Annotated in this window: 7 protein-coding genes; 1 reads left to right on the top strand and 6 read right to left on the bottom strand. The window is 65.1% G+C overall.

Going from position 1 to position 6,844, the window contains the following annotated elements; translation table 11 throughout:
- Nucleotides 1–498 precede the first annotated feature (498 nt).
- Genes GXP39_04125 through scpB form a run of 5 tightly spaced genes read right to left on the bottom strand, consistent with a single transcriptional unit; the run spans nucleotide 499 to nucleotide 5,165 of the window.
- A complete protein-coding gene (locus GXP39_04125; protein ID NOZ27228.1) occupies nucleotides 499–1,842 on the bottom strand; it encodes a TldD/PmbA family protein in 1,344 nt (447 codons plus the stop codon).
- A gap of 11 nt (nucleotides 1,843–1,853) precedes the next feature.
- Nucleotides 1,854–2,285: a hypothetical protein gene (locus GXP39_04120; GenBank protein ID NOZ27227.1), complete on the bottom strand. Its 432-nt coding sequence runs from the start codon at nucleotides 2,283–2,285 to the stop codon at nucleotides 1,854–1,856.
- Complete coding sequence (locus tag GXP39_04115; protein NOZ27226.1) at nucleotides 2,282–3,022, bottom strand: helix-turn-helix transcriptional regulator; 741 nt, start codon at nucleotides 3,020–3,022, stop codon at nucleotides 2,282–2,284. Before GXP39_04115 ends, GXP39_04120 begins: the two co-directional genes overlap by 4 nt.
- A gap of 51 nt (nucleotides 3,023–3,073) precedes the next feature.
- Complete coding sequence (locus GXP39_04110) at nucleotides 3,074–4,519, bottom strand: TldD/PmbA family protein (protein ID NOZ27225.1); 1,446 nt, start codon at nucleotides 4,517–4,519, stop codon at nucleotides 3,074–3,076.
- A gap of 49 nt (nucleotides 4,520–4,568) precedes the next feature.
- Complete coding sequence (scpB, locus tag GXP39_04105) at nucleotides 4,569–5,165, bottom strand: SMC-Scp complex subunit ScpB (protein ID NOZ27224.1); 597 nt, start codon at nucleotides 5,163–5,165, stop codon at nucleotides 4,569–4,571.
- Between the two features lie 195 nt (nucleotides 5,166–5,360).
- On the opposite strand from scpB, the gene GXP39_04100 reads away from it, so the two are divergent.
- Entirely contained in the window at nucleotides 5,361–5,936 is a 576-nt protein-coding gene (locus GXP39_04100; protein ID NOZ27223.1) for a hypothetical protein, read from the top strand.
- A gap of 141 nt (nucleotides 5,937–6,077) precedes the next feature.
- Here the strand turns inward: GXP39_04100 and GXP39_04095 are convergent, their stop codons facing one another.
- Nucleotides 6,078–6,632, bottom strand: a complete 555-nt coding sequence (locus tag GXP39_04095; protein NOZ27222.1) for a hypothetical protein — start codon at nucleotides 6,630–6,632, stop codon at nucleotides 6,078–6,080.
- Nucleotides 6,633–6,844: the final 212 nt, after the last annotated feature.

Here is a 6,844-nt window from a genome sequence, read left to right as displayed (position 1 = left end):
AGGGGGCGCAGCCCCTTTATAGGGTCATATCCCGAGTCTTTGCGCCTGTCCATACGTGCTCCAAGCGGACAACAGTCCGCTCTGTGTCGCCGGACTGTTGTCCGGCGGGAGCTTAGGCCATAAGCCAGAGCCCCTGCTCCAGCCGGGCAAGGCAAGACTGAGAAGAGTCCTTCCGTTGATGTGAATGGGGGTGACCCGTCGATCGCCCCATTGGTATCAGATTAAGCGATACGGAAGCGTGGTCCCGCACCTCTGGGGTGGCTCGGAGGGGCTTCCCCTCCGTATCTCCCCTTTCAGGTGCGACCGCTCGTGGAGGGAAAAGGTGGCAGGCGGGGGCCTCGCCCATGCTGTTCAGTTGATGCGAATGAGGCGCAATGCCGTTGCATCCCTACACGGGTACCACGGAGTTCTGATTTCGCCCCCTTCCCGGGATCTCCTGCTTGCGGCGGCTCCGGATAGGAGCCGCCGCAAGCAGGAGATCCAGGGAAGGGGGCGAAATCAGAATTCCGTGGTACCCGTGAAGGTGAACTCGCTCACCCGGATGGCCGGCACTCGGCAGCCCCCCTGCCAGCTGCGTATCAGGCGCGTCTCCCGGCCGACGGCCTCCACGTGTGCCAGGGCGTCGACATAGGACTGAGTGAAGCGCAGGTTCCTCACCGGATAGGCGATCTCGCCGCCCTCGATCCAGTAGGTGCCGTCTCGCGTCATGCCGGTGACCACGGTCCATTTGGGATGCACCGCGCGGGTGTAGTGGAATGTGGATACGTACAGGCCGCGGTCCATGCCCGCGATCATCTCCTCGACCGTGGCCTCGCCCGGGGCCATGAACATGTGGCCGGGGATCGGCCCGCGGGGATTAGGTGCCGGCAGCCCGTGCCCGGTGGACTCCACGCCATCCTTCCGGGCCGTGGCCAGGTCGTAAACCACGCCACGAGCCACGCCCGCCTCCACCAGCGAGAGGCGTCGCTTGCGCACGCCCTCCCAGTCGTATGCGCGGGGCAGCCCCGTGGGATCCGTGGCGTCATCCCAGATGGAGACGCTGGGATGCATCACCGTCTGGCCGATCTTTCCCTCCAAGAAGCTGCGTCCCTCCTGCACGGCCAGGGCGTTGAAGCCCAGTATGCCCAGATGGGAAAGCATGTCCGCCACGGCGTAGCACTCCAGCACGACCGGATAGGTGCCCGCAGGCAGCGGGCGCGGGTTTCGTCCCCGCACCGCGCGCTCCACGGCCTCTCGCCCGATGGCCTCCGGGTCCAGATCGCCCAGGCGCCATGCCGCCTCCTCCGCCGTGCCGGAGCTGTCGTCGCTCATCACGGTGGCCTTCATCTCGGCCACGCTGCCCCGATCATAAGCGAACAGCCCCTGATCGTTCGCCACGACGGTCTCCAGTGTCTCCGTGCCGACCAGGCCGGACGCGATGAGGCCCGCGTCCTTCGCCAGCGCGCACATCACGCGCACGGCCTCGGCCCGGCGGGCGGCAGAGCAGGCGGCCGTGGCCTCGTCGAACCCCGCGTCCAGGGATGCGGGCGCGGTCGCGTCGGCCAGTGGAGGCGGATCATCGGCCTCAGGTTGTAGCCTGGCCAGGGCCAACGCCGTCTCCGCCACGCCTGCGATCCCCGCGGGGGAGAGGTCGTTGGTGGAGGCGACCCCCTGCCGGTTTCCGACGATGGCGCGCACCCGCACGCTCACATCACGCTCGGCCACGTTTTGATGGATCCCGTTGTTCGCGAAGCGGGTGAGCTGGCTGTCGTAAACGAAGACGATCACCTCCGTGTGTTCCGCCTGGGAGGCGCGCAGGACCTGGTCGACCAACGCTTTGATCCGTTGTTCCCCTAGCAACATCGGCTCCCTCGCTACTCGCTCTCCTCGCTTACCGTGGTCTCCAGGCGCGGCTCCCATGTGTCCACCATGTGCCGCTGCACCACCACTTGATCGCCGTCATCCGTCTCCAAGAGGGTTGCCCCGAGATCCCACCAGATCACTTTTCCACGGAGCGACTGCCCGGTGCGCAGGTTGAGTTGAATCGGGACATCCTCCGCCTGGGCGACGTCCAGCGCCAGGCTCAGCGCCTTTCGGCTCCACTCGTGCCGCCACCGCAGTTCCTCGACGGGGACGTCATAATACTGCGCCAGTTTCTCCAGGGTCTCCTCGTCGCCCACCGCCCGATAGCGTTGCTCAATCTCCCGCAGGGTGCCGGGTGGGACGCCGCTGCCCTCGCTGACGGTGAACAGATCGGGACCGCCCTTCAGAGCCCGCAGGTAGCGCAGGTAGTCGCCGCTGCTCATGATGACTCCCCCACAGTCTGGTAGTAGGCGATGGCCAGCTTGTTCAGGGTGATCTCGGTCCCATCCGCCTGTCCCACGGTGATGGAATACGGCCCGAAGCCGACCACCCGGCCGCGCACCTCGCTGCCGTCGAACAGGTGGAAGCTCATCTCGTCCTGCGACTGCTGACGGGCGGTCAGGTAACGCAGTTCGAACTCGTCGACGGATTCCGGCAGATAGGGGCGCCGTCGCTTCCCCTTAGGGGTCTTGCGCTCCTGGGTCTTCACCTCTTTCTGAAGGCGGGCCAGCAGGGCGGACGCCTCACGCTTGGACAGGTCCTCCAGCTTCTTCCCGATCTCCTCGACCAGCTCCTCTTCCGTTCGCCCCAGATGCTTCAAGAGCCCGCGCAGGTGCTCGATCTGGCTCGGGCGCGCCGGCCGAAAGGCGGGAGCGGGTTGCGGTTTGGGCTTGGGCTTCGGCTTGGGTTTCGATGGCTTCGGTTGAGCGGCGCGCTCGGCCGCGGGAGCCTCCTGCCGTCGAGGCGGTCGACGCACCGGCGGTGGGGGAGCGTCGGATACGGGGTTGATGTCCCACGGATCCACGTACAGCGCCCGTGCGAACCGCTCCAGATGATCGGTGGGTATCGTCTTCTGACCGCGCTCGTACGCGCGGATGAGATCGGCCGGTACCCCAGATCGAGCCGCCAAGGCGGACACCGTCATCTTTTTACGTCGGCGAATCACCCACAGATTTTCCATAACAAGATCCCTCCCCCGGTTGTATGCGCTGATGAGTCGGCCCCTTCCGGCTCAAGCCTTCACGTGGCCGACTTGGATATTCCGAAAGCGGGCGGGTGCAGCTCCGTGTCCGACATGGGCTATCTGCATCGGCTGCCCCTTGCCGCAATTGGGGGTTCCCCACACGTTCCAGTGATCGACATTGCAGATGGCGTCGCAGCTTCCCCAGAACTGGGGCGTGATCCCGGTGTAGAGGGCGTTCCGGTAGAGCTGCCCCAGCTTCCCGCCCTTGACCTCGTATGCCACCTCGGTGCCGAACTGGAAGTTCAAGCGTTTATCGTCGATACTCCAGCTCTTGTTCATCTCCATGTAGATCCCGTGGTCCGTGTCGGCCAGGAGATCCTCAAAGCTCCACGTCCCCGGCTCCAGGTTGATGTTCGTCATGCGGATGATGGGGATGCGGTTCCATCCGCTGGCCCGCATGGCCCCGCTGGAGCGCTGTCCCAGACGTGCGGCCGTCTCCCGGCTGGTCAGATATCCCACGAAGATCCCATCCCGTACGATGGGCACGCGCTGGGCTGGCACGCCCTCGTCGTCCCAGCCGAAGGTTCCCAGGCCGCCCGGCGTGGTGGCGTCGGCGGTGATGTTCACCACCTCCGACCCGTACCGGAAGTGCCCCAGCTTGTCCATCGTCAGGAAGCTGGTGCCCGCGAACGCGGCCTCCGTGCCCAGCACCCGATCCAGCTCGATGGGGTGTCCGCACGATTCGTGGATCTGCAGCGCCAGCTGCGTGGGACCCAGGATCAGCGTGGTCACCCCATCCGGGCATGGCGGGGCCGTCAGGAGCGCCGTCGCCTCCTCCCCCAGGCGGGCGCCGTGCGCGATCAGATCCATGGCCTGGATGGCCTCCCAGCCGCCGGTGACCTGATGGCGCCCGAAGGAGTTGGGATAGGAGCGCTTCTGCGTCTCATGCTCGCCTACCGCGTGACATTCCATGCCGCCGCCGCTTTCGATGATCACCTGCTCCAGGTAACTGCCCTCCGTGCTGGCGAAGACCTTCTCGATGCGGATGAACTCCAGGCTGGCGGTGGATACCCGGACCTGGGGAGCGCGGCGCATCTCGGCGTCGGCGCGAAGCAGCAGGTCGATCTTCTGCTCCAGGGAGATGGCAAAGGGATCGATCGCCACGGGCGTCTCATAGCGGCCGGTGTGCACCTCCGGGGGGCCCAGTTCAACCGGGCGCTCCCGCACCCGCCCGCTGGCCTGGGCGATCTCGATCGCCTGGGCCGTCACCCGATCCACCTCATCGGCGGTCAGATCCGCCGAGCTGGCGAATCCCCATGCGCCGTCCACCAGGACCCGCACGCCGAAACCGCGATCCGTCTGCTCGGTCAGGGAGGCTACCTGGCCATCTTTGACGACGATCCGTTGATCTCGGGTATGGACGATTCGGATATCCGCGTATGTGGCCCCACGGCGTTGTGCCAGGTCCAGTGCTCTGGCCGTCAACTCTTTCACCAACCAACCTCCTCGGTCCGTTGAAACTCCGATCCTCGTGTCTGACGCTCTATGCGTCCGCAGTGCTGCTGCCGTCCTCGCGGCCGGCGAGGAGATGGGCTCCCTGTGGCTCCCCCCCGTCCTCCAGAGGCGGCAGATCGTCCAGGCTTTTCAGGCCAAAGTACTGCAGGAACTGAAAGGTGGTCCCGTACAGGATGGGACGACCCGCCTGCTCCAGCCGTCCCACCTCCTCAACCAGCCCCCGGCTGACCAGCGTGCGCAGCGATGAGTCACAGCTCACGCCGCGGATGGCCTCGATCTGCGCCCGGGTGATGGGCTGCCGATATGCGATGATCGCCAGCACCTCCAGCGCGGCGGGGGACAGCCGCGTGGTCAGGTCCAGCCCCAGGAATCGCTCGATGTAGGGGGCGGCCTCCGGTGCGGTGACCATCTGCACCCGCTCGCCCTTGCGCTGGATGCGCACGCCGCGGTGGTGGCAGGATTCCTCCAACGCGTGCAGGGCATCCTCGATCTCCTCCGGGGATGCCTCCAACGCGTCGGCCAGACGGGCGAGCGGGACCGGCTCGTCGGCCACGAAGAGCAGGCTCTCCACCAGCGCGACCAGATCGAGCTCCTCTCGTTCTGTAGGCTGTCCTGTTTCACCCATCGTGTCACCTGCTAAGATCGTGACATGTCTACAAGGGCGGTGCAGATCTGGCTCCGTCCCTCCCTCCCGCGATTCGCGGGAGGATTGTAGGCATTGCGGCGCTCCATAGTGGAGCGGTGGTCTATCCGGCCGTGATATAATCCTGCCATAGCCTGGGGGAATGACCGAGGGCTATCCTATGCTGGAGGAACGTCCATGTCCCACAAACGACAGCGCCGTCGTGTGTTCCTGGTGCTTCTGATCCCGCTGTGGTTGCTCTTGCTTGGGTGCGGCCTGTGCGGCGGATTCGGGCTGGCTCCACACCCGCCCGACCGCTCCCTCCATATCTCGGAGGAGGAGGCCGATGCCCTGCTTGCACGCTGGAAGGAGGCGTGGCAGGAAGCCGGGCAGGCCGATCAGGTCGAGTTGCGCATCACGGAGGATGAGCTGACGTCGTTCCTCAACCTGCGGCTGATGGCGGACAAGAACGTGCCCGTGCGTGAGCCGAAGGTGTGGTTTGACCCCGGCGTCGCCTACATCGAGGGCCGACTGGATATCCCTCAGGTCCCGATGAACCCGCAGGTGTTGTTGGTGCTCACCGCTCGCGTCGAGGATGACAAACTGCAAATCGATCTGGTGAAAGGTGCCCTCGGCCCGCTTCCCATGCCGAAGTCGATCCTGTCCACGCTGGACGAGAGCATCGACGCGCTGCTGGAAAATCTGTATACCAACTTCACCGTGCAGTCGGTCCGCCTGGAGGAGGGCGTTCTGATCGTCACGCTGGCCCGCTAACGCCCTGATCCATGTTATCCTCTAATCGCGCAATTCGTGAAGCCGCATAGCTCCGAAAGATCTGGCTGCCACGCGGCAGATGTCACCAGCTCCTGCGCGGGGGAGGACGAGGCGCGAGAGGATCATCGTCGGCTCCACCGCTTATGCCTCCTGGAAGGGAGCATGGCGGATCCGCACGTCCAACCTACCCAGGTGCAGCCCCATGCGGTCCTCCACCACCTCCCGGGTTACCTCGACGACCTCCTCCGTCTTCATGGGCACTTCGATTTCAGGGGCGGTCTCGATCTCGACCATCACATCGATCCGCCGTCCGTTGGTATGCACGCTCGGTCGGACGCTGAGCACGTCGGCCAGCTGGCTCAGATGCCAGTTCAACCGCTGGGCCACGGAATCGGTGGTCACGCGAGCCTGTGCCATCCCCTCCATGGCGACCTGAGCTGCTCTCGGCCGGGGACGGCGGACCTCCAGCCACAACAGCAGGCCGGGCACGAGGAGGATCAGCACGACCCACGCCACCTGGCCCAGGACGAAGAACACGGGGCTCGCCTCTTTCGCCTGATACAGCACGGCCATCAGCCAGGTCACGGCCTGCTGGATGGCTGCCAGGCTCTGAAACGGCAACGCTCCCACCAGCACGCCGACGCCCAGGATCAGTAACAACACGCCAATGGCCAACAGACGGTTCAGGATGTTCATGCCCCTTCTCCGATCCCCGTTGAATTGTAGGGATTATACATCACCTTCACAGCGACGTCTAACGCCGCCCGGGATAGATTAGGGCCTTTTCAAAGTCCAACGTCCATATTGGCATACATGGCGCTTGCAGGGACGAGGCAAGGTATCGTGTCTGTATACGCATCTTTTCTCGGTTTCCCCCAGCACACGACGTGGCCAGACGTACCCCACCC

Source organism: Chloroflexota bacterium (genome assembly GCA_013152435.1).
Lineage (GTDB): Bacteria > Chloroflexota > Anaerolineae > DUEN01 > DUEN01 > DUEN01.
This window is presented reverse-complemented; position numbering and strand designations above follow the sequence as displayed.

Excerpts from the sequence above, each read along its gene's own strand:
- GXP39_04115 (NOZ27226.1), bottom strand. The coding sequence starts at position 3,022 with ATGGAAAATCTGTGGGTGATTCGCCGACGTAAAAAGATGACGGTGTCC.
- scpB (NOZ27224.1), bottom strand. The coding sequence starts at position 5,165 with ATGGGTGAAACAGGACAGCCTACAGAACGAGAGGAGCTCGATCTGGTC.
- GXP39_04095 (NOZ27222.1), bottom strand. The coding sequence starts at position 6,632 with ATGAACATCCTGAACCGTCTGTTGGCCATTGGCGTGTTGTTACTGATC.
- GXP39_04100 (NOZ27223.1), top strand. The coding sequence starts at position 5,361 with ATGTCCCACAAACGACAGCGCCGTCGTGTGTTCCTGGTGCTTCTGATC.
- GXP39_04125 (NOZ27228.1), bottom strand. The coding sequence starts at position 1,842 with ATGTTGCTAGGGGAACAACGGATCAAAGCGTTGGTCGACCAGGTCCTG.
- GXP39_04120 (NOZ27227.1), bottom strand. The coding sequence starts at position 2,285 with ATGAGCAGCGGCGACTACCTGCGCTACCTGCGGGCTCTGAAGGGCGGT.